Genomic DNA, 20,175 nt, shown 5'->3' on the forward strand with positions numbered 1-20,175 from the left:
GGCCCACTCCTCAGCGGTTTCTACCGGCCGCATCGTCGCGGGTAAAGCTCGACTCCCCCACTCGGGTGCGGCCGTGCCGGTCCGCATCGTCGGGTGGCGAGACTGACATTAGTCCCGTGTCAGCTTGCGGTGGGTCACCCTGTGCGGACGCGCGGCTTCGGCGCCGAGTCGCTCGACTTTGTTTTCCTCGTATGCGCCGAAGTTGCCCTCGAACCAGAACCATTTGGCCTCGTTGTCGGTGTCGCCTTCCCACGCCAGGATGTGGGTGCAGGTCCGGTCCAGGAACCACCGGTCGTGGGAGATCACCACCGCGCAGCCGGGAAAGTTGACCAGCGCGTTCTCCAGCGAACTCAGCGTTTCCACGTCCAGGTCGTTGGTCGGTTCGTCGAGCAGGATCAGGTTGCCACCCTGCTTGAGGGTGAGTGCCAGGTTCAGCCGGTTGCGCTCACCACCGGACAGCACTCCCGCAGGTTTCTGCTGGTCGGGGCCCTTGAACCCGAAGGCGGATACGTAGGCCCGCGACGGCACTTCGGTCTGGCCGACCTGGATGTAGTCCAGCCCGTCGGAGACCACCTGCCACACCGTCTTCTTCGGGTCGATGCCCGCGCGGGTCTGGTCGACATAGCTCAGCTTGACGGTGTCGCCGACCTTGACGGTGCCGCTGTCGGGTTGTTCGAGGCCGACGATGGTCTTGAACAGCGTGGTCTTGCCGACACCGTTGGGGCCGATGACCCCGACGATGCCGTTGCGCGGCAGGGTGAAGGACAGATCCTTGATCAGGGTCCGGCCTTCGAAGCCCTTGTCGAGGTGCTCGACCTCGACCACCACCGAGCCCAGCCGCGGCCCGACCGGGATCTGAATCTCCTCGAAGTCGAGTTTGCGCGACTTCTCGGCCTCAGCTGCCATCTCCTCGTAGCGCTGCAACCGCGCCTTGCTCTTGGCCTGACGTGCCTTGGCGCCCGAGCGGACCCAGGCCAGCTCCTCCTGCAACCGCTTCTGCAACTTGGCGTCCTTGCGGCCCTGCACCGCGATCCGCTCGGCCTTCTTCTCCAGGTAGGTGGAGTAGTTGCCTTCATAGGGATAGGCGCGGCCGCGGTCGAGTTCCAGAATCCATTCGGCCACGTTGTCCAGGAAGTAGCGGTCATGGGTGACCGCCAGGATCGCCCCGGCGTAGCTGGCCAAGTGCTGCTCGAGCCACTGCACGCTTTCGGCGTCCAAGTGGTTGGTCGGCTCGTCAAGCAGCAGCAGGTCGGGCTTGGACAGCAGCAACTTGCACAGCGCCACGCGGCGACGCTCGCCCCCAGAGAGGTTGGTGACCGGTTCGTCCGGCGGCGGGCAGCGCAGCGCATCCATGGCCTGCTCCAGCTGAGAGTCCAGGTCCCACGCGTCGGCGTGGTCCAGGTCCTCCTGCAGCCGGCCCATCTCCTCCATCAGCTCGTCGGAGTAGTCGGTGGCCATCAGCTCGGCGACCTCGTTGAAGCGGTCCAGCTTCACCTTGATCTCGCCCAGGCCCTCCTCCACGTTGCCGCGGACCGTCTTCTCCTCGTTCAGTGGTGGCTCCTGTTGCAGGATGCCAACCGTCGCACCGGTTGCCAGGAAGGCGTCGCCGTTGTTCGGCTTGTCCAGCCCGGCCATGATCCGCAAGACGCTCGACTTGCCCGCCCCGTTGGGGCCGACGACGCCGATCTTGGCGCCCGGATAGAAGCTCAACGTCACATCGTCGAGAATCACCTTGTCGCCGTGCGCCTTGCGGACCTTCTTCATCGTGTAGATGAACTCAGCCATGCCGCGGTGTTGCCTTTCTGGTCTTTGGATATCCGCGGACCATCCTATGCACCACCCGGAACCACTAGGCCGACAGTGGCAGCGCTGCGGCCCCCTCGGTGCCGTCGGCGGTGCTGCAGGGGGCCGCGGCTTCGCTCGAGTCGGCAGCGACGCCGGCTTCTTGGGCGGCCAATTTGTCGACCGGCTGAGGACCGGTGTAGCTCGGCTTCTCGATACGCACGATGGCGCGTGCCAGGTCCGGCCCGACCGCGGTCGCCCGCATCTCCGTCGACGAGCGGCGGTTGCCGTCGCGGTCCTCGTACTCGCTGGTGTAGACGTGGCCTACCGCGATCACAGGAGCACCCTTACTCAGCGCGGCACCCACCCCGGTGACCAGCCGGCCCCAGCAGTTGACGGTGATGAACAGCGAATTGCCCGGCTCCCAGCCGCCGTCGCCGGTGCGTCGGCGTGAGTTGCTGGCCACCCGGAACTTGATCAGTTCTTCGTTCCCCACGCGCCGGCGCTGAGGGTCATTGACGATGTGGCCGACGACGGTCATCCATGTTTCGAACATTGGCGCAACTTTCTCTCGGGTCCTGCTGGTGTTGGACCCATTGAGCCCGCCGGCACCGACGAAACGCGGGGCGGCGCCGGAGGTGATCGGTGTGCTTGTGGAAAAAGCACCGACTGTGCACAATCGCCGCGGCGTTGCCTTGGGGGCTAGTCGTCCCGATGCTCGTCCGAGCGCCGCTGCCTCATCGTGAACTCGCGAGCGACGAACTGGTTGCGGGCGATCTGCTCGACGTAGGCGAAATCCCGGAGGACGTCTCGCAGTTCACGCCGAAAGGCGACCCGGCGTTCGGCCAGGTCGGGGGCCGGCGCGATCAGATCCTGGTCGGCGACCACCTGCCGGGCGGTGGCGAACAACAGCGTCGACACCGATTCGCTGCTGCGAACCCGGCCCTGCGCCACGTACTGCCGGCCGAGCCCCAACGCGAGATCGGTCAGCTCCTTCTGGCTGATGTCCGGCGGGGCGTCGCGCAGCACGTCGGCCACGATCTCGTAGGCCTCAAAGAACACCCGCAGCATGGCATCTGACATCAAGGGCCGCTTGGCGTACAGCATCTTCTCGACGGCCTCTCCCCCGGCGGCCAGCTGGGCTTCCCAATCCTGGTGCCAGGCCAGCTCTTCGGCGATATTGGCCCGAAAGGCCGCCGAGTCGGCGAAGTAGAAATCGAACTTCAGCAGATCGCGTAATCGCAGTGCCTGAGCCCAGAACGCCTCGACCCGGTCACCGGAGGCGTCGCGGGCGTGGGCGAGCGCCAGCTCCACGATCGAGGTCTCCAGGAATGCGTGGATCACCGAGTTCCGGTAGAAGGCCGCGGCGTGTTCGTCGGCAGGGGCGATGTACCACACCGGTTGCCGGCCGCTGTCGACACGAGTGACCGGGTGCCCGTTGGAGAGTGCGTCGACCGCGGCACGCACCCCTTCGCGCGACCGCAGCCGCAGTGCACTCGTCGACACCGGCGTGTGCTTGCGGTCGAGGTAGTCCAGCGAGTCCTGCAGTGTGTGATGCAACTGATCGAGCGTCAAGGCCATCCCGCGGGTGGTGAGCAGCAGCGCGGACACCAGGCCCGTAGCGGTCACCGGCGTGCACTGCAGGATCCGCCAGGCAACCTCGAACGACATCTTCTGCAGCGCAAGGCGTTTGGCGGCGGGATCGGCGGCCAGCGGACCGTTGGGCGGTCCGAGATACTGTCGCATCGACACCGCTTCGGGAAAGCGGACGTAGATCTTGCCGTAGTTGCGTTCGCCCTGTGCCTTGATGAAGTTGTAAAGCCAGCTGAAGCCCTCCGGCGTCTTCTCGGCGCCCTGGGCGTAGGCCGCGTATTCGGCGATCTCGTGCAACTGGTCGAAACAGATCGAAACACCTTGCAGCAGAATGTCTTCGCTGCGGCCGTCCAGGTAGGCGTCGGCCACGTAGCTCATCAGACCGAGCTTGGGCGGCAACATCTTCCCGGTCCGCGAGCGGGTGCCTTCGATCGACCAGCTCAGATTGAACCGCTTCTCGACGATATAGCCCACGTACTCCTTGAGCACGTACTTGTACAACGGGTTGTCGCCGATGTTGCGGCGGATGAATATCGTCCCGGAGCGGCGCATCAGGGGGCCCATCACACCGAACGACAAGTTGATCCCGCCGAACATGTGCACCGGCGGTAACCGGTTGTCCTGCATGGCAACCGGTACCACGGCGCCGTCGATGTAGGACCGGTGCGAGAACAGCAACACCGCCGGATGAGATTCCAACTCGGCGCGCATGGCCGCGACCTGGTACTCGTCGTAGTCGAAGTCCGGGTCGAATCCGCGGCTGAGCATCTTGCCCAGCACCGAGATCACGTCCACCGATGCCTGGCTCCATCCGGTCGCCAGTTCGTCGAGCATGCGGCCGGCTTCCTCGACCGTGGCGCCGGGGATCTTCTCCAGCCCGGCCCGGAATCGCGCCGAGGCCAACATCTCCGGTTTGACCAGGCGCGGCGATTTGTACTGCGGCCCCAGGATCCGGTACTCCGCGCGTGCCAGAGCCAGCAACGCGCGGCGAGTCACGAATTCCGCGAATTCCTGGGTGTTCTCGCCGACGGTCGTGTCACGCCATTGTCGGCGGAGTTCGGACACGCTGGCCGACTCACCGGCAACCACCCGCGCCCGCCACGGCTCGGTGCGAAGTATGCGCCGCTGCTGACGTTGGTTGGGATGGTAGGGGTCCCGGCCCGGAAGCAAGGCGGCCACCTTGGCCACCTTGCCCCGGTCTGCGGCGGGCAGCCAGAAGACGCGCACCGGCACGATGGACCGGTCGTCACAGGATTCGAGTTTCTCGACCAGCGCGGTCAGCGCGCCCCGCGGCGCACTGCGAGGCGGCAGCTTGAGAACGTCGAACTTGGTCCCGGGCAGGCGGCCACGCTGCTGGCCGAGCCAGTCCATGACCAGTTCCATTTCCACGGGAGTGTCCATGGACGCGAGTACCAGCGAATCTTCGGCAGTCAGGACTGCGCTGGTGTCGGCGGCCGGTTTGGTCACTGGGGGCCTCAATCAGGTCGTCGAGGTCGACGAGTCGGACTGGTCCGGGTTTTCCTGTCGCCTCTCGGTTACCGACGTCGGGTCCACGCTGGATTCGTGCGGAGTCTTGTTCGGTGTCGGCTCTGGCGCCCTCGTGACGACGGCGCTTTTCGCCGGCGCCTTCTTCGCAGCTGCCTTCTTGCCGGCCGCCTTTTTGCCGGCGGCCTTTTTGGCGGGAGCTTTCTGGGCGGCGGCCTTCTTCGCCGGTGCCTTCTTCGCTGCCGGAGCCTTCTTCGTCGGCGCCTTCTTCGCTGCCGGAGCCGCGGGCTTCTGCTGGTACAGGTCCACCTCGGGCAGCCCGTCATACGGCCAGTCCGCCAGGGTGTCGAGGTAGAGCTGACGGACCTCGGCGATGCGTTCGGACAACGTGTCCAACGTCCAGTCCTGGACCGAAATCGGCGGGAACACCGCGACATCCACGGTGCCGGGGTTCAGCGTGGTGGAGTTGCGCGACGCGACGATCTCGGCATTGCGGATCACGATGGGGACGATGGGAATTCCCGCCGCCATCGCGATCCGGAACGGCCCCTTCTTGAACGGGCCGACCTCGGTGGTGTCCAGCCGGGTGCCCTCGGGGGCGATGACGATGGACAGGCCGTTGCGGGCGCGGTCTTCGACGGTGTGCAGCATCTCCACCGCGGAGTCCGGGTCGTCGCGGTCGATGAACACCCCGTCGAGCAACTTGCCCATGGTGCCCATGATCGGGTCGCGTTGTAGTTCCTTCTTACCCACGCCCACCCAGTTGTCCTTCACCAGGGCACCGGAGATGATCGGGTCGACCTGGTTGCGGTGATTGAAGATGAAGACCGCCGGCCGCTGGGCGGTCAGGTTCTCCTCGCCGACGACTTTCAGGTGTACCCCGCAGGTGGCCAGCAGCAACGACGAGAAGTTCGAGGTGAAAAAATTCACGCCCCGGCGCCGGTTGCGAGTCAACAGGCCCAGTCCCACCGCGCCGGCCGCTACCGGAACCATCGAGCCGAAGCCGGCCAGGGTACGGATCTGGCGACGCAACCCGACGCCGCCCCGGCTGTCGAACTTCAGGATTGGCCAGCCGCGGCGCTTGGCCACCGCGGCCATCTTGCCCTCGGGGTTGGTCGGGCGCGGATTGCCGACCAGATACATCAACGCGACGTCCTCGTCACCGTCGGCGTAGAAGTAACTGTCCTTCAAATCGATGTCATGCTCGGCCGCAAAACGTTGCACCGCAGCGGCTTTGCCCGGACCCCACAGGATCGGCTTGACCACGCCGCCAGTGAGCAGCCCGTCCTCGTTCGTCTCGAATTTGTTGGTGAGCGTGTTCGAGATGCCCAGGAATCGCGCCACCGGGTTGACCTGGATGGTCAGTGCGGACGAGCTGAGCACCACGGTATGGCCGCGCGCCACATGCGCGCGCACCAATTCCCGCATCTCGGGATAGATCCGGGATTCGATCCGCTGATTAAACAGCCGCTCCCCGATCTCGTCCAGGTCGTCCAACAACCGCCCGGCCAGCGCCATGGACGCCTTGCCAATCAGCTCCTCGAACTCGATGCGACCCAACGTGTGGTTGAGCGCACCCTGGATCATGCTCAGCAACTCCCCCACACCCATGTCACGGCGACGCAGCCGCTCCTGGGTGAGGATGACGGCGGTGAAGCCGGCCACCAAGGTGCCGTCGAGGTCGAAAAAGGCACCGACCTTCGGACCCGGTGGGCTGGCCATGATCTCGGCAACCGAACCGGGCAGTCGCAGATCCCTGGCCGGCGCTGCCGCGTCCTTCTGGTCGCCGGCGCTCATGAGCCCGACCCTGCCCGTGCGGAGGCGATCTGCTCGCCCTCGAACGATGCCGCCAGCGCGTGCGGTGGCGGATCACCGGCCAGTGCGAGGATCTCGTCGAAGGCCTCCAGCAGGCACTGCGCCCACAGCGCGTCGTTTTGCACGGCGGCCCGGTCGTAGCGCACGGTGATAGTGCACCATCCACCCCGGGAGATCAGCACGACCATCATCGCCACGCCGGGCAACGGGCCGATGCCGTACTGCCGCGTAATCTTTGCGCCGGCGATGTAGGTGTCGCCCGGATAGACCGGGACGTTGCTGGCCTGGACGTCGTTGCCGATCACCGAACTGCTGATCCCCTCCAGCACCGCGGTCGGCAGCACGCTGAGCACCGGCGCCATGGACCCGATGATGTTCATCGCGGGCTCTTCGCGGCGTTGAGTCATTTGCGCCCGGATCTTCTTGATCCGGGCCACCGGATCGACGGTGCCGACCGGGGCCGCGAGGTTGACTCCGGTGAACTGGTTACCGCCGGCCGCATCGCCTTCGGCGCGCAGGTTCACCGGAACCGCCATCGGCAGCGTGCTGATCGGCACACCGAGGGCGACGTGATAGCGCCGCAGCGCTCCGCACAGACCGGCGAGATATGCGTCGTTGATGGATCCTCCACCGGCCTTTGCCGCCTTGTGTAGGTCGGACAGCCGGATGTCGATCGCTTCGGTACGACTGGCGAGGCTGCGCCGGCGTAGCAGCGGCGACGGTTCGGCGGCCCGGTTCAACACCCGCGCGCCCGAGGTGGCATAGCCCAGGATCCCGGACACCGTGGACAACGGATCGAGCACCGCTTTTCCGGCCACTGACACGGCTCCGGTCAACGCGCCGAGTGCGCCGCCGACGATCGCCATGGGTAGGTGGTTGATGCCTTGGCGCATCAGGTCGTTGGGGCTCAGATCCTGCGGAATGGGTTGCGGGGGAAGCGGTCTGGGCTCCGGATCGCGCTCCAAGTCATAGATTTCGGCGAACATCTCGACACTGCCGACCCCATCGGTGATCGCATGGCTGAGGTGCAGCAGCGTCGCCGCCTTCCCGTCGGCCAGCCCTTCGACCAGGGTGGCCGTCCACAGCGGCCGGGAAATGTCCAGCGGAGACTGCAACATCACTTCGGCGAGATCGAACACCTCGCGCAGCGTGCCGGGTTCGGACACCCGGACCCGTCGCACATGGAAGTCGAGATTGAAGTCGGGGTCAACGACCCAGCGGGGCGCCGCCGTCGGCAGCGTCGGCACCACGACCTTCTGCCGTAACCGCAGCATCTTGCGGGAAGCACTCTCGAAGCGGGACCGGAAACGGTTCCAATCCGGCGTGGTGTCGAGCAGCTCCAGCGCCATGATCCCCGAGCGCGTCCGCGGATTGGCTTCACCGCGGTGCAGCAGATAGTCAACCGGTCCGAGCTCGTCTGACAACCCCACGGCTTCAGCCATGCTCACGATCCCCCGCCAGCCGAGCAACCCGACACGTCAACCCTGTCACCGCTGTTCAAACCTCCTGCTAACAGGCCCCGCCACCAGAATGCCCACCCAACGCTAGTCCGGTCGCGGCGGTGGTGAAAGTGAGGGTGCGCACAGCACGGCGCCGCTGAGGCACCGCACATTCGGTGGCGTCCCGGGCTCGCGGCGTCGGGTCAGCTGGCGGGTGAAGCAGACAGCGCCAACGAACCCATCAGCGCGCTTTCCCGCCGTCCGTAGACGACACCCAGGAAGTCGGACACAGCCTCGGCGGCCAGCCGGGACCGCACCGTCGGGGTGATGTCGAAGGCGTGGTGCGCGTTGGCCAGTTCGGCATAGGCGACCGTGCCGGCACCGGCCCCCTGCAACGCCGCGCAGAAGGCCCGCGCCTGGCCGATGGGAGCCAGCTGGTCCCGGTCTCCGTGCAGCAGGAAGAACGGTGGAGCGTCGCGATGAACGTAGGAGATCGGCGATGCCGCGGAGAAGTGTTCCGGCTCGTCGGCGAACCTGGCGTTCATCACGAAGTGCTCCAGGAACGGCATCATCATCTCGTGCATGTTGTCCAGGTCGGTGAAGTCGTAGACGCCGTAATACGGCGCCGCGGCCTGCACCGTGGTGTCGGCACGTTCGAACCCCGGCTGGAACCTCGGGTCGTTCGGGGTGAGCGCCGCCAGGGAAGCCAGGTGACCGCCCGCTGACCCGCCGGTGATCGCAATGAAGTCGGAGTCGCCGCCGTAGTCGCCGATGTTCTCCCGGACCCAGGCGATCGCGCGCTTGACGTCGATGATGTGAGCGGGGAACTTGGCGCGCGGGCTCTTGCTGTAGTTGATCGACACACAGATCCAGCCGAGTTCGACCATCCGGCTCATCAGGGTGTACGCCTGCGGACGCTTGCCGTTGACGCTCCATGCGCCGCCGGGAACCTGGATCAGCACCGGGGCCCGGTGCCCAGGAGCCAGGTCGGGACGACGCCAGATGTCGAGCAGATGCTCGGTGCCCCCCGGACCGTAGGAGATGTCCGACGTCTTCGCCGCGTAGCGGCGGTGCGGACCCGGCTTGGGCTTGGGCAGTATGCCGCGGCGCACGCCCAACGCCGGGTTGGTGGTCGGGTGGAACACCTGCTCACGGAAGTCCGACCCGAACGACGCTTCGAGCGCGGCGGACAGCGCACGGTCCGCACGCTGCGCGGCCCACGTGGTGCCGACGCGGTTGATCGCCGTCGGCGCCACCCGGGACAACGCGTGCCCAGTCAGCACGTGCGGCGGGAACTCGGTGGCCAGCCATCCGGCGATCCAACCCACGGCGAAAGGCGAGCCACGCAGCAGTACCGCGCCGGCCCGGGAGATACCCCGGGCGTCGGCCGCGAGCTGCGCACCCTGGCGCAACGCCTCGGCACCCGCTTGCGAGCACCGCGCGGTCACACTTGCAATACACATTGCTAAGCACACCCCTCGACTTCAGGCACACGCCTCGTTGCGGTTAACGGCCGATTACCGGCCGGTGTTGTACGTGTGTCGAGGCTCACACCATAGCTGATTTTTCGCTCAGACAAACCCTTTTCGGGCGCGATGTGTCGCCTGCGGCCGTTGATTTTTCGACCTTGGATAGACTGACCTGCGCATTGCCTCCGTAGCTCAGGTGGATAGAGCAAGGGCCTTCTAATCCCTAGGTCGCACGTTCGAGTCGTGCCGGGGGCGCTGGGTTCGGGGTGGTCGGCGCGCTAACGACCGCGCGCCGCCCAGGGCGTTGGTGATCCAACCCGGCGTTACCCCGGCGGCGGACGACGCCCTGCGTGCGTCCCAACCTCAAAAGCACCATGTGGAGGATGCCAGCGCCCCGGTGGTCATTCCCAAGGATCCCAGCCCGACCCTCGGCAAGGTGAACCAGCGCATCGAGCAGGGTGGGCAATTCAGCCTTCCGCATCTTCGTGAGGAGCCGGGCGGCACGACATCGCACCACGTACTGCTCAACAACCTGAAGCAGCTTTGGTGGGGGCAGTACGACCGACACGGCGGATTGCCAGCGTCACCCCTGCCGGATGACGTCACCCAGGAAGAAGCCGAGACGGCGGTGTTGCTCGCGGTGACGCTCGTCGGCTGGTCGAGACCGGGAAAGTGCAGCCGTAGCTAACTTCTACCCGACTAAACTGACCACGTTCGTCGCGGGGGCGGTGGGCCGCGGCGGCTCCGGCAACGTATTCGCGGCGCGCTCCTCTGGGATGTAGTCCGCCTACACCGCCATCGTCACCGCGAGGTCCGCGTGGCCGAGCCACCGACTAAACTGCCACGGGCTTTCTCCGTGTGTAATCTGTTGCGCCGCAATAGTATGCCGCAAGTCCTGGAGCCGCACTCCCCTAGTCGCCGCGCTAGCGGGCGCGGCTTCCGTTGCGGGGGTGGCTGGTTCGCTCGCCGTGAGCCCCGCCGCGATGAGCGGGCCGGAACACGCGCCGATAGAACGTTGGCATGTCCACCGGCTCGTCCCAGCCGTGGGCGGCCCGCCGGCGCTTAGCGACGTGGGCTATTACATCTGCGCTACGCCCCGGCCGCAGCGGCGCCGTGTCGTCGCTGCCACGTGGGTGCATTCCGGCGAGGTGGCAGTCCATCTTCTCCGCGAGCCAGCCCGGTAGCGGCACCGTGCGTCGGGACTTGCTGGACTTCAACGTCCCGGTCCCCCACCCGCCGCCTTTGCGTTCTTTGGTTCTGGGGGACTCAGGCTCTGTCCGCCGCGGACGCCGGATGGGCGGTTGACGAGCGCGGCGCGGAACTTCCGGCACCGGGCCGCGTTGATCGCCGCAACCGGCGTACCGCCCGGCTCCGGCAACACATAGAACTCCAAGCAGCCGCTTGTACTTCGCGGCGGTCGCTACTTTGAGGCCGCCGTTGCCGACTGCGGCCGCTTGTGCGTCGAGCCAACTTTCGGCGTCGTGAACCATCCCGCGTTTGATGCGCATGAGGGTGCATGAAACCCGGGACGGTTCATCTTCCGTTGCGGATTACAACTGACACCGCAACAAGGGAGCCATCTTGACCGCCGCCGGCACCAAACCGAGTGTCTTCGCCGCGGGGCTGCCGACGTTGACCTACGACCTCACCGACACGCCGCAACAGATCGATCCGCAATTCCGGGATCCCGCCGGGGATTCACCTGTCCGCACACGGCATCACCGCGGGTCCTTGGGTGAGTTCGACGACTACATCGACGAGATGGCCGCCGACAGACGTCGACACCTGACCGATGATCTTCTCTCCGAGCTGATCCGCATAGAGGATGCGGGCGACCGACTTGATGCCGCTGAACTGCGCATGCCGGCGTTCAGCATCCTGATCGCCGGGACCGACACCACGCTTAGTCAGTTAAGTACATCGATGCAGGTTCTGGGCGATCGCCCCGACCAGTGGGCGCTGTTGCGCGATCAACTCAAGATCCTGTCCCAGCGCCTGCCGAACCCGCGACGGACGGGGTCACCGCCATGGAAACCCTTGCTGGTGATGAGCGGAACGACCAGCCTGTCCATCGATTTCGACGCCGAGTAGCGCCACGAGAGACCGAGGAGAGCCCCATGCCCTACTAAATCGATCCCGACGTGTTGGCCCAAGTCGCCAAGAGGTTGTCGGCACACCAGTGCAAGGCGGCGAACTCGTCCATCGAGCTGTCGGCATGCTGGCCGAAGCGTATCCCGGACTGATCGATGGCGCTCCGGGTAACTGGGTGGGCAGTAAGGCGGGCGGCATCCTCGGCAAGGTCCACTTTCTCTACTTCAGTCCTCGTGAGTATGTCGTGATCTTCGGTTCGCCCACGGGGACACAGGGGTTCTCCGGTCGCTACCAGCGCGTCGAGATACACAAATTCCTACTCGCCGGCCAGATCGATTCCTACGACGTCGAATCCGACGCCCTGCTTCCGTTGCCTCCGCTTCAGATAGCCGGCCAGATCGACTCCTATCGATGTGCCCGGAGCCGGGATGGATGGTCAGCCCCCGGGCGTGTCCTCTCTTCCCGGCGAGCACACCTGCCTCGAGAGAGTACGGCCGTGGCGCAGTCGTTTCCACGCTGCCTTTCGCGATGGTCGACACGCTGCTCTTGTCCCTGGAGGTCGAATCTGTCCGCAGATCGAGTGTTGAATTCGCAAAGTTGGTCTCAAGACGGTTCCGGCGACGACGCGCTGGTCGAGATGATCGCCGCTACCTGGCCAGCATGTGCCGCATGGCCGCACCGGTCACCGGCGGCGAGTACAGAAACCCTTGTCCGCGGTAGCACTGATGATCGATGAGCACCTGTGCGGCTTCCGCGGTTTCGACACCCTCGGCCACCACGTTGAGGTTGAAGCCACGGGCGAGAACCATGATCCCGCGCACGATGACCAGATCGCTGGCCTCGGCGCCGAGCCGCCGCACGAACCCCCTGTCGATCTTGAGCGTGTCGATAGGAAGCGTTTGCAGCAGCGACATAGCGCTGTATCCGGTGCCGAAGTCGTCGATCGCGATCCCGACTCCGATGGCTTTGAGTCCGGCCAGGGTGGCGCGGGCCGCTTGTAGGTCTTGGACGATGACGTTCTCGGTGATTTCCAGACACACCGAGGAGGCGCCCAGACCATGCTGGCTGATGGTGTCCGCGACGAAGTCCACAAATCCCCCGGTCACCAGCTGACCGGGCGAGACATTGATTCGCAGCACCAGATCACGGCCCAGTCCGGCGGACCGCCAGCCCGCGAATTCCTGACAGGCCGAACGCAACACCCATCTATCCAATTCGCCTGCGAGATTGACGGATTCGGCGACCGGAATGAACAGATCGGGTGGCAGCAAGCCACGGGTCGGGTGCTGCCAGCGGACCAGGGCTTCCACCCCGATGATCGAGCGGGTCCGCAGGTCCACCTCGGGCAGATAGACCAGCCGCAATGCGTCGGATTCGATACCGCTGCGCAGGTGCAACTCGATATCGTTGCGCAGTTCGCTTCGTTGGGACATGTCCGCTGTGAAGGCCGCGACGCCGTCGCCGCCGGCGTGCTTGGCCGCCAGGACGGCTTGATCCGCCCGGCGGATGAGGTTCGACGGCGTGTCTATTCCGGGCGTGGCGCACGCGGTGCCGATGCTGACGGTACGGGTGAGCACTTCGCCACCGATGGACACGTGTTCCTTGAACTGGTCGCTGAGTCGCTCGGCGAAGCGCACCGCGGCATCGGGGCTCATCGGGGGCGGTGGCACTATGACGAATTCGTCGCCGCCCAGTCGTGCGATCAGGCTGTCACTGACGCACGCCGAACGAAGTCGCTGGGCGAACACCTGGATGAACTGGTCTCCGGCGGCGTGGCCCAGGTAATCGTTGATGGTCTTCAGGCGGTCGAGGTCGAGGAACAACGCGGCGACGGGGCCGCGTTGGCCGGCAGCCAGTCGCTGGTCAAGATGGCGTAGCAGCGCCCGACGATTGTGGAGGCCGGTCAGATCGTCGTGGTCGGCGAGGTGGCGGAGCTGCGTTTCGGCGGCCACCCGAGCCTGCACTTGGGCGAACAGGCTGCCGATCGCCATCAGTGCGTTCAGTTCGGCCTGGTGCCACTCCCGATCGCCGTACTTGACGAACCCCAGCACGCCGGTCGTGACCTCCGCCGAGATCAGCGGCACGGCGGCCAGGGACGTTTCCATGATCTGGCGGCCTTCCCGGATGCGTTGTTGGTAGTCGTCGGAGGCCGGATCCGGCCGAAGGACCAGCGGCTCCTTGGCGTACTTGGCCGACGCGAACACCGGGTCAGCATCGGCGAAATAGATCAGCGCAAGCGGATCGGGGTCCGGTATGTCATGGCGCGGCGGCCATTCGGCCACCAGCCTCGTCGCGTCGATGTCGTGATCGTTGTGACGCAGGAAGCTGACATCGACGCCCAACTGGTCCACCAGATAGGCCAGCACCCGCCGGCTGACCTCGACCGACGTGCCGGCGTCGGCAGCGATGAGTTGGTTGGCGACGGCGGTGACGATCTGGTCGAGCCGATGCGGTATGGCGTAATCCTGCATTTTACGAAGTCTGTGACTCTCAGTGAGTTCCAAGCCGGCGCCGGCGGCTGCGCACCGACGGTGGCGGCGCGTGAAAAAGCCTGAAAACAAGCACCTCATGCTCATTCTCTGCGGGTTCGGCCAGGGCACGCAGCTCACGCTGCAGGCGGAGCAGCTCGGCGGCGAACAGTGGTGACGCCTTCTGCAGATCTTCTCTTGTGCAGCCGTAGAGAAAGATCGGCGACACTGGCTGGACGGCCAGCCCGCATTGTTGGGCGGCGATCCATACCGCCTGCATCGCCGACCCGCCCCGGGCGAAATCGACGAGGCGGGTGCCCTCGACGTAAACGATGGCAATCGCCGAACTCGTCGACACCCGCTCGGCCATGTTCGTCCCGAGTGCGGCACCGGCATCCCATTCGGCCAGCCGCGCAATGACATCCGACCGGCGCAACACCTCAAGGACACCCATTCCGCCGGGATCGAGTTCCAGGCTGCGGACGTCGATGCCGGTGTCCGCCGAGGGATCCCCGGGCCAACGCAGCTCGGAGATCATCTCTGCATGAAGCCTCGGGGTCAGATAGCGGATGCGATCCGCCGCGGCCAAAATCTCTGCCGCCCGGTCGATCTCGCCGCGCTCCGACAGCAACCGCAACCGCGCGCCTTCGGTCGCGGCGGCACCTTCGAGCAACTCCACCGTCCCAGGGTCGATCGGAGTCGGGGTGCCGCAGTAGCGGTTGGTGGCCCGCAGCAGCATGGCTTCATAGAGGGCGGCCAGGCTCGGTTCATCGGCCCGGCCGAAGCGCAGAGTCGCCTGCAATGGTGAGTTCGGCTGCGTCGTATCGAATTCGACGGGTCCCAGCACCTGGTGAACCGCGGCCGCGATCCGCGCATTGAACATCGCCGCACCGAGCGCCACCGCGCTGCCCCGGAACGCGATGTCCATCATCGAGGTGTGTTCCGGCGCCAGTCGCACGGTGAGCGAGTCCGCCTCGGCGACAACATGCCAAGGCTGCGCATTGCCGCCGGACGGCGCGCAGATCGCTGCCTCGGCCACGACCTCGCTGACCCGTCGTTGCACGTCCGGCGCATCGGTCGGCGCCAACTCCGGTGTCGCTGCGGCCCCGTCATCCACCGCGGCGGGCTCCGCCAAGCGATCCAGCGCGGCGTTGACATCGACGCGCACCCTCCCGGAATCGAGTGGCTCCCCCAGACCGATCCGACGCACGGCGTTCGTCACCGTCGCGGCGCCGATCCAGATGTCCCCGGCCAGCTGAGGCCAACCCGATATCGTCTGGCCGACCTCTACCAACGAAGCCGCGCCACGTGTGGAAAGCTGTTTGCCGTCAAGGATATTGAGAACATAGGGCACCTTGTCTCGGGTCGTCAGCCCACTCAGCGTGCCCGCGTCGATATCGCCGAGCAGGCCGTGCAGTATCGGCCGCCCCGGGTCGATGTCGTAGCGCTCGACGTCCACCAGGCCACGGTCACTGGTCGCCATCAGCACCGGCACGCACTGGGCGCGCGCCGATTGCCGCAACAACACTTTCATGTCCAGCGAGTCACACTCTTCTACAACGACATCGAGGCCGTCGAGGAACTCTCCAATCGACTGATGCGAGAGGCCGGCGGTCACCACCTCGACGACCAGGTATGGATCCAACTCCGCGATCCGGCGGGCGGCGACGGTCGCTTTGTTGAGGCCGATGTCGAGCACAGTGGCGGGCACCCGGTTCAGATTCGACAGCTCGAGCTCATCGAAATCGGCCAGTCGTATTGTGCCACAGGCTCCTTCGGCGGCGAGCGTGTAGGCAACCGCGTGGCCGGCGCTGACGCCGACGACACCGACCCGCAGGTCGTTCAACACGTCCTGCTCCTCGGCGGTGATGAGATGCCTGTTCCGGTCCAGCCGCGCGGCGCGGAAAGCCCGAGGACCGAGTACGGCAACCGCCGTACGCCGCCAGGGGTAGTACGCCCACCGTTTGGTTTCACCGAGCAGATCCGGGTCGGCCCGCGGCAACGAGCGCCGTGCGGTGTCGAGCTGATCTGCAAACCGGTCGATCCACCGGATGTCCGGATCTGACCGGAGCCGATCGAGCGCAAGACGATCCCCGGAGTCATCTTCAGACAGCACGAGGGCTTGGCAGGTCTCGCAGTCGGGCGCCTCGTTCACCGGCCGGTGCCTGCACTCGCAATGGCGACGCCACTCGACGCCTCCGCGTACCTCATCAGTTCGCTCGTCTCCGTAAACATTCTCGAGAGTTGTTTGGGATCAGCATGGTTAGCGATGGTGCTGCGGTCCCACCACATCATCTTGGTCCGGTAACGCTCGTCCGGGTAAGCCACCGCTGGGATCGTCGTTGCCACAACTCCCCCCGAAGCACGCCACCGGTCCAACACGTGCGCCGCGGCCGTCGCCATCACGAACTGAACCCCTAACAGGGCCATGATCGGTAACGCCGTACGGGCCAGGGCTGTCGCTATGGCATCGCGGTGAGGAGACTCACTGTCAGCCCATGCCGACTTCACCTCGACGACGCCGAACGGCACCCGATCATTGATCATCTTGCGAACCGCAACCGCACCCGGACTACCTTCCCATTCGATCACAGCATGCGAGTCATCGGCTGACCACAGCGGCCCCACGACCCGGGCGCCCCCGACGACGCGGTCCCGATTATCTACCGCCGCGAAAAATAACTCGGTGTCGGCACCATCCCGGATTGCGTCAATATTCAAAGTACGTTCCACACCGTGTTTGGCATAGCTGAGAACTGCGCCAGCTAGGTATTCAGTCCATAAAGTAGGATCGAGTCCAGGATTCGATGCGACGAGTCTGCAATTTGCGTCGGGAAGCCGAAAACTCAGGTTTTCCCGAAAAGGCAACCTCGGCGGCGCAAAGGAATCGCATGCGGCGGTGGTCATTATTCTCCAATCTGTCGAACCGTGGGGCAGTTTGAATTACCGGTAAGAAGGTTTACCCGAAATTCAACTGTGTCCCGCGGTTTGGGCCTCGCAGCCCGTCAGCGGATCCGCTGGTCGGACCCTTGTTGCACACCCCAGACATTTCAAAATAACCGGGAAGAAAACCCGGCGCGCACTTTCCGGCCGCGGAACGGGATCTCATCGTGAGTCACAGTGGGTGGGGCGGCGAAAATGTCAGAATGCGGCACCGGAGGCAGTCGAGGTCTGCGTTATAGCGCTTTGTCACTGTCTTGCCTGTGGATGATCCGGCCACTAGCGATTGACGTGATCATGAGAGGCCGGTTCGCTCCGGATTGCACGACGTCCGCAAGGCCACCAACGATGAGATATTCGCGGCGACCCAGCGCTACCCGGCGCGCAGCTCCTGCGCCACCGCGTCGAAGGCCCGCAAGGTATCCAACATGTGTGGCTCGTGCGAATGCGACTGGGTGGAGAGCTTGGCGGCGACCATCTCCGCCGAGCGGTCGACGTAGATCATCTGGCCGCACATGCCCAAGCACAACACGACGTTGCTGCCCGGGCAGGGAAACCACATCTGGTTGCGGTACATGCCACCGGGCATCTCATCGTTGTCCGGGTTCGCGGCGAACGCCTGCCGCGAGTCGGGACCGCCCGCGAAGGTGTCGGCCAGCCACGCCGCCGGCACGACCTGCTCCCCGGTCAACGAGACACCCTCGCGCAGGAAAAGCGAGCCGAACCGGATCATGTCGGCCAGACATCCGCTGATCCCGCCGTCGAACAACCCGGTGCCCGCCGAGTCGACGCCGATCGTGGCGTCGCACTGGGCGCCGATGCGGCCCCACAGCAATTCCGACATCAGTTCGGGCATCCGCTGGGCGCCGGCGACCTCGCAGATCCAGCCGAGCACATCGGTTTCGCAGGAACGGTATTCGAAGGGTCCGCCGTGCGGTGACTTGCGTCGCAGGGTCAGCAGGAAATCCTGCAGCGTGGCGGGTGCGTCCGGACGGTTCCGGGGCGCCCAGCCCATCGCCTGGTCGAGGAGATGAATCTCCGCGGCCGGGTCGTCGTAGTTCTCGGAAAACGCGATGCCGGAACGCATATCCAGCAGGTGGCGTACCGTCGCTCCCGCGTAACCGCAATCCGCAAGAGCGGGAACGAAATTCGTGACCGGCGCGTCGAGCCGGATCGCACCGTCCTCGTGCAGCACGCCGACTACGGCGGCGACCAGTGATTTGCTCACCGAGAACAGCAGGTGCCTTGTCTGAGCCTGCATACCGTCCAGGTATTCCTCGGTCATCATCGATCCACGGCAGGCGACGGCCCACCCGTCGGTCGCGGTGGCGGCCATCACCGCGCCCACCGTGGTCACCGCCCCACCGGTGCTGGCCACCGGGATGTCCGCCAAAGCGGCCCCGGTTGCGGGTAAGGCGGCGACCGGGCCCGACCTCCGCGAGATCACCGCGGTGGGCACGAAATCTTCGACGTGCTGGAATGACCACTTCGCGTAGGGCGCCGACAACCAGTTGTCCAGCGAGATGCCGGCCGGGGCGCTCACGCTCGTGCGACGAGCCGAGAGACGATCGGCGCGGCGGGCGTAAGAGGCGTTGAGCTGAACTTCGCCTTCATACCTTTGACCCAGCGCTGGCAGCGCTCGCTCAGCTGATAGTCGTCGGTCTGCAGGTGTCCACGGGTGACGAGCACACCGAGTTGAGCGCCCTCGGAACGTAGGTCGCCGGGCGCCGCGACCCGCATGTAAAAGGCTTCGGAGCCGTCGAGCAGGGTGGCCCAGTCGTTGGCGGTGCGCGCGAAGGAGACACGACCGTCGTCATCGATACGCCATACCCCGGTGCGTGGCGTCGCGGTGAAGATCTCGATTTCCGGCGAGGTCTCCGTGATGATCACCTGGCCCCAGACCTCGTCCTCGCCATAGCCCCGCTCCCACCGCGCGTTGATCTCGTCGATGTCGAGCTCGTACTCCACGTCCATGTACTCGAGCAGATGGAAGAGGAACAGCGGCATGTCGGCGTAGGCCTCGGTGGTCAAATTCGTCATCGGGCTGGCGCCGGACAGGCGCGGATTCACCTCGCCGAGGTAGAGCTCATCGGAGTCGAGGTCGTGGAGCAGGTCCACTTCGAAGTAGCCGAGGTAACCCTCGCGACGCATGACGTCGCCCAGCTTCGTCACCATTTCTCGCGCGGCGCGGGTCTGGGCCGGCGGCAACACCTCGTGCCAGATGTCATTGCCGCACCAGCTGCCCCGGCTCGGCGTCAGCTCCGCATATCCGACCAGACTCGTCATCGCTGGGCCGACCACGGTGCCGTGGCGGGTCACTGCACCCTCTAGGCACACCTCGACATTGCGGATGCGCTTCATGACTTTGAGTTCCTGCCCGACCAGGTCACCGGCGTGCTGGTCCCAGTCGCGCTGGCCGTGCACGAAGAACGTCCCACTGCCGGCGTTGCCGTACGCGATCGAGATGACGAGATCATCGCCTAAACCGGCGTCCTGCGCGAGCGTCAGCAATTCGTCGTAGGAACCGGCCCGTCCGATCGTGTTGGGCACGCTCGGGATGCCCGCATCGGTGGCCAGCCGCGTCATGACGATCTTGGAGCCCAGGCGCTCGCGCAGCTCGATCGCCGGATGCATGACCTCTAGGCCCGCCGACCGCGCCAATGCCTGGATCTCCTCATTCATCATCACAAAGCAACACTTGCCACCGGGGCCTTTGCCCGCGATGAAGTCGAGCGTCTCGGGATCCGACAGCAGGTGGCTGCACACCTCGTCCATGGAGTCGAAATCACGGCGGTCTCGTCGCCGGGGCACGAACACGCGGGAATGTGTGCCCTCAAAAGCGTCGTAGTACGTCAGATAGAAGAAGTTCCGTATCCAGCGATCGACGCCCAGCAGATTGAACGGGGTCGGCGAGATGAAGTACAGCGGTCTGGTGTTGGTGTGGAAGAACGCGCGGATGTCCGAGAGGCCGTTCAGGGGACGCGGTGCGGGCCCATTGAGGGACGCCGTCACGCGAGCCGCGCTGACATCGGCGGGTGGGCGGCGGGGGTGAAGTCACTTAGCTCCATTTCTAAAGTTTGGACCCGCCCATCG

At 65.5% G+C, this 20,175-nt stretch carries 13 protein-coding genes, 1 tRNA gene and 2 pseudogenes; 4 read left to right on the top strand and 12 right to left on the bottom strand.

Annotated features, from left to right (window positions below):
- Positions 1 to 108 precede the first annotated feature (108 nt).
- The 6 genes from ettA to lipQ form a co-directional block, all read right to left on the bottom strand.
- The gene (gene ettA / locus JX552_RS21225; protein ID WP_205873866.1) at positions 109 to 1,785 is read right to left on the bottom strand and encodes an energy-dependent translational throttle protein EttA; all 1,677 of its coding nucleotides are present in this window, start codon (positions 1,783 to 1,785) and stop codon (positions 109 to 111) included.
- A gap of 64 nt (positions 1,786 to 1,849) precedes the next feature.
- Positions 1,850 to 2,338: a single-stranded DNA-binding protein gene (locus JX552_RS21230; RefSeq protein ID WP_205873867.1), complete on the bottom strand. Its 489-nt coding sequence runs from the start codon at positions 2,336 to 2,338 to the stop codon at positions 1,850 to 1,852.
- A gap of 146 nt (positions 2,339 to 2,484) precedes the next feature.
- Positions 2,485 to 4,842, bottom strand: a complete 2,358-nt coding sequence (locus JX552_RS21235; RefSeq protein WP_205873868.1) for a glycerol-3-phosphate 1-O-acyltransferase — start codon at positions 4,840 to 4,842, stop codon at positions 2,485 to 2,487.
- A gap of 12 nt (positions 4,843 to 4,854) precedes the next feature.
- On the bottom strand, positions 4,855 to 6,657 hold the full coding sequence (locus tag JX552_RS21240) for an HAD-IB family hydrolase/lysophospholipid acyltransferase family protein (protein WP_205873869.1): 1,803 nt from the start codon (positions 6,655 to 6,657) through the stop codon (positions 4,855 to 4,857).
- Positions 6,654 to 8,117, bottom strand: a complete 1,464-nt coding sequence (locus tag JX552_RS21245) for a WS/DGAT/MGAT family O-acyltransferase (protein WP_205873870.1) — start codon at positions 8,115 to 8,117, stop codon at positions 6,654 to 6,656. Before JX552_RS21245 ends, JX552_RS21240 begins: the two co-directional genes overlap by 4 nt.
- Positions 8,118 to 8,317: 200 nt before the next feature.
- Positions 8,318 to 9,577, bottom strand: a complete 1,260-nt coding sequence (gene lipQ / locus JX552_RS21250) for an esterase LipQ (protein ID WP_205873871.1) — start codon at positions 9,575 to 9,577, stop codon at positions 8,318 to 8,320.
- 187 nt (positions 9,578 to 9,764) lie between these two features.
- Here lipQ and JX552_RS21255 point away from each other — a divergent pair.
- Both JX552_RS21255 and JX552_RS21260 read left to right on the top strand, forming a co-directional pair.
- A tRNA-Arg gene (locus JX552_RS21255) sits at positions 9,765 to 9,838 on the top strand.
- Positions 9,839 to 9,890: 52 nt separating this feature from the next.
- Entirely contained in the window at positions 9,891 to 10,271 is a 381-nt protein-coding gene (locus JX552_RS21260) for a hypothetical protein (RefSeq protein ID WP_205873872.1), read from the top strand.
- 235 nt (positions 10,272 to 10,506) lie between these two features.
- On the opposite strand, the gene JX552_RS21265 is transcribed toward JX552_RS21260, so the two are convergent.
- A complete protein-coding gene (locus JX552_RS21265) occupies positions 10,507 to 11,091 on the bottom strand; it encodes a hypothetical protein (RefSeq protein ID WP_205873873.1) in 585 nt (194 codons plus the stop codon).
- 229 nt (positions 11,092 to 11,320) lie between these two features.
- Between JX552_RS21265 and JX552_RS21270 the strand changes: the two are divergent.
- Positions 11,321 to 11,674, top strand: a pseudogene (locus JX552_RS21270) (cytochrome P450); the annotation flags it as partial.
- 38 nt (positions 11,675 to 11,712) lie between these two features.
- A pseudogene (locus JX552_RS21275) lies at positions 11,713 to 12,394 on the top strand (isomerase).
- Here the strand turns inward: JX552_RS21275 and JX552_RS21280 are convergent.
- From JX552_RS21280 to JX552_RS21300, 5 genes are all read right to left on the bottom strand, one after another.
- Positions 12,322 to 14,145 carry a putative bifunctional diguanylate cyclase/phosphodiesterase gene (locus JX552_RS21280; RefSeq protein ID WP_205873874.1) on the bottom strand — a complete coding sequence of 608 codons (1,824 nt, stop codon included), beginning with the start codon at positions 14,143 to 14,145 and terminating at the stop codon, positions 12,322 to 12,324. The pseudogene JX552_RS21275 and the gene JX552_RS21280 sit on opposite strands and share 73 nt — an antisense overlap.
- 19 nt (positions 14,146 to 14,164) lie before the next feature.
- Positions 14,165 to 16,297, bottom strand: a complete 2,133-nt coding sequence (locus JX552_RS21285) for an Rv1355c family protein (RefSeq protein WP_205873875.1) — start codon at positions 16,295 to 16,297, stop codon at positions 14,165 to 14,167.
- On the bottom strand, positions 16,294 to 17,049 hold the full coding sequence (locus JX552_RS21290) for a hypothetical protein (protein WP_205873876.1): 756 nt from the start codon (positions 17,047 to 17,049) through the stop codon (positions 16,294 to 16,296). The genes JX552_RS21285 and JX552_RS21290 overlap by 4 nt, the downstream gene beginning before the upstream one ends.
- Positions 17,050 to 17,455: 406 nt before the next feature.
- Positions 17,456 to 18,625, bottom strand: a complete 1,170-nt coding sequence (locus JX552_RS21295; protein ID WP_205873877.1) for a serine hydrolase domain-containing protein — start codon at positions 18,623 to 18,625, stop codon at positions 17,456 to 17,458.
- Complete coding sequence (locus tag JX552_RS21300; RefSeq protein ID WP_205873878.1) at positions 18,622 to 20,094, bottom strand: biotin carboxylase; 1,473 nt, start codon at positions 20,092 to 20,094, stop codon at positions 18,622 to 18,624. Before JX552_RS21300 ends, JX552_RS21295 begins: the two co-directional genes overlap by 4 nt.
- Positions 20,095 to 20,175 lie beyond the last annotated feature (81 nt).

Origin of the sequence: Mycobacterium gordonae (genome assembly GCF_017086405.1) — a bacterium.
Lineage (GTDB): Bacteria > Actinomycetota > Actinomycetes > Mycobacteriales > Mycobacteriaceae > Mycobacterium > Mycobacterium gordonae_D.

Coding starts and splice junctions, on each gene's coding strand:
- JX552_RS21290 (WP_205873876.1), bottom strand. CDS start 17,049: ATGACCACCGCCGCATGCGATTCCTTTGCGCCGCCGAGGTTGCCTTTT.
- JX552_RS21245 (WP_205873870.1), bottom strand. CDS start 8,117: ATGGCTGAAGCCGTGGGGTTGTCAGACGAGCTCGGACCGGTTGACTAT.
- JX552_RS21280 (WP_205873874.1), bottom strand. CDS start 14,145: ATGCAGGATTACGCCATACCGCATCGGCTCGACCAGATCGTCACCGCC.
- JX552_RS21265 (WP_205873873.1), bottom strand. CDS start 11,091: ATGCGCATCAAACGCGGGATGGTTCACGACGCCGAAAGTTGGCTCGAC.
- JX552_RS21240 (WP_205873869.1), bottom strand. CDS start 6,657: ATGAGCGCCGGCGACCAGAAGGACGCGGCAGCGCCGGCCAGGGATCTG.
- JX552_RS21230 (WP_205873867.1), bottom strand. CDS start 2,338: ATGTTCGAAACATGGATGACCGTCGTCGGCCACATCGTCAATGACCCT.
- lipQ (WP_205873871.1), bottom strand. CDS start 9,577: ATGTGTATTGCAAGTGTGACCGCGCGGTGCTCGCAAGCGGGTGCCGAG.
- ettA (WP_205873866.1), bottom strand. CDS start 1,785: ATGGCTGAGTTCATCTACACGATGAAGAAGGTCCGCAAGGCGCACGGC.